Source organism: Bradyrhizobium sp. (genome assembly GCF_016462955.1).
GTDB lineage: Bacteria > Pseudomonadota > Alphaproteobacteria > Rhizobiales > Xanthobacteraceae > Bradyrhizobium.
Window position 1 is genome coordinate 1 of the sequence record NZ_JAEMSD010000763.1, and the last position, 2311, is coordinate 2311.

General features: G+C 65.4%; 2 protein-coding genes. One reads left to right on the plus strand and one right to left on the minus strand.

The features are described 5' to 3' along the window. Positions 1-53 precede the first annotated feature (53 nt). Positions 54-1661 (plus strand): iron ABC transporter permease, encoded by a 1608-nt coding sequence (locus tag JHD07_RS38040; protein WP_291631573.1) that lies wholly within the window; start codon positions 54-56, stop codon positions 1659-1661. Between the two features lie 97 nt (positions 1662-1758). Here the strand turns inward: JHD07_RS38040 and JHD07_RS38045 are convergent. Continuing rightward, on the minus strand, positions 1759-2311 hold a 553-nt coding region (locus JHD07_RS38045; protein WP_291631571.1), incomplete at its 5' end, for a 3-oxoacid CoA-transferase subunit B.

The following is a 2311-nucleotide window of genomic DNA, read 5'->3' on the forward strand; positions in this document are numbered from 1 at the left end:
GGGCACGGCCTCGCGCGAGAGGCCGTGCCCACGCCGGACGCGCCGCAACCGCCATCGCGGTTGCAGCCGCGATCCTGGTCGCCTCGCCGGTGATCTCGATCGTTGCGCTGGCTTTGCAGCCGGCGCCCGATGTCTGGCACGACCTGATCAACTACGTGTTGCCGGCCGCGCTGCTGGACACCGCCCTTCTGCTCGCCGGGGTCGGCGCGGTCACGCTTCTGATCGGCGCGGGGACTGCGCGGGTGATATCGCGCCACGATTTTCCCGGCCGGGGCATGCTGCTGTGGCTGATGCCGCTGCCGTTGGCGATACCGACCTATCTCGCAGCTTACGTCTATGCCGACCTGTTCGAACCGCTCGGCCTGGTGCATCGCACCTTGGCGCTCTGGCTGCCGCTGCGCGATGCCCTCGGCCTTTTGCCCAACCTGCGCTCGCTGCCGGGCGCCATCTTCGTGATCGGGCTCGTGCTCTACCCCTACGTCTATCTGTCTGCGCGTGCGACCTTCCAGGTTCAGTCTGCCGAATTCGCCGAGGCTGCCACCACGCTGGGCGCCGGCCGATGGACTGTTTTCTGGCGCGTCTCACTGCCGATGGCGCGGCCGGCGCTCGCGGTCGGCGTGGCGCTGGTCGCGCTGGAAACGCTCAACGATATCGGCGCCAGCGAATATCTCGGCATCCGCACGCTGACGGTCTCGATCTTCACCACATGGCTTAACCGCGGCAGCCTTGCCGGTGCGGCGCAACTCGCATGCTTTATGCTGGCGATTGTAGCCTGCCTGATCGCGATGGAGCGTTACGGCCGCCGCAACACCAACACCGAATTCTCGGCCGAGAACCCGCAATTGAGACAGCGTACCCCGCTGTCGGGCGCTCGAGCGTGGCTGGCGCTCGCGGCCTGCATGCTGCCGGTGCTGATCGGCTTCATCGTGCCCCTGTGCTATCTGGCGCATCAGGCTCTCGGTCGCGGGCTGCTCGCGAATTTCGACCCATTGCTGTGGCGGCACACCTTCCATTCGTTTGCCTTTGCAGCGCTGGCGACTCTCATGGCGCTGGTACTTGCGCTGGCCACGACGATTGCCCACCGCTTTCGGCCGGATCCTCTGCGCTATGTGGCGATGAGCATCGCGCAGACCGGATACGCGCTGCCGGGGCTCTTGATTGCCCTGGGCCTGCTGACCCCCGTGCTGGCGGTCGATAGCGCGTTGAGCGCGGTCGCGACCTGGACTGGTCTTTCGCCGCCCGGGCTGGTCCTGGTCGGTACCGGGGCGGCCGTCGTCATCGCCTATGCGATCCGTTTTCTGGCCGTGCCGGTCGGCATGATCAAGGCCGGATTCGACAGTATTCCGCGCGACTATGACGAGAGCGCACGCACGGTCGGCGCCAGCCAGGGCGTCATGTTGAGGCAGATCTATCTGCCGTTGCTCCGGCCGGCGATGCTTGGCGCGGTCATCATCATGTTCGTCGACTGCCTAAAGGAGCTGCCGGCAACGCTGCTGCTACGGCCCCTCAACGTCGAAACGCTGTCGACGTCGATCTACCAGTTCGCAAGCCGCGGCAATTTCGAGGACGGCGCGCTCGCGGCCCTCCTGATCATAGCCGCCAGCATCGGCCCCGTTGCCTGGCTGACGCGGTTCTCCGAGGTGCCGAGCGGGCCGGCCTGAAGACGTGCCCATCAGGCGAGGCCGTGCTAGCCGTCCCCCAAGAGGGTCAAGACCTTATCGTCCGCCGTCAGGCGAGACGACCTGACCGGGCGATGGCTCAGGTATTCTTCAGCGCGACGCGGAATTCGGCTTCAGTCTTGGACTTGATCTCATCCAGCGTGACGCCGTCGGCGAGCTCGATCAGCGCCATGCCGCCATCGCCGTGCTTGTCGATGGTGAAGACGGCCAGATCGGTCACGACCATGTCGACCACCCGCTCGCCGGTCAGCGGCAGATTGCACTTCTTCAAGAGCTTAGGGCCGTCCTTTGCCGAATGCTCCATCACCACGATCACGCGCTTGACGCCGGCGACGAGATCCATCGCCCCGCCCATGCCCTTGACCATCTTGCCGGGGATCATCCAGTTGGCGAGATCGCCGTTCTGGGCCACCTGCATGGCGCCGAGGATGGAGAGATCCATATGGCCGCCACGGATCATGCCGAAAGACTCGGCGCTCGAGAAATAGGAGGTCGAGGGCAGCTCGCTCACGGTCTGCTTGCCGGCGTTGATGAGATCGGCGTCTTCCTCGCCCTCATAGGGGAACGGACCCATGCCGAGCATGCCGTTCTCGCTCTGCAGCTGAACGTCGACGCCTTCGGGAATGTAGTTC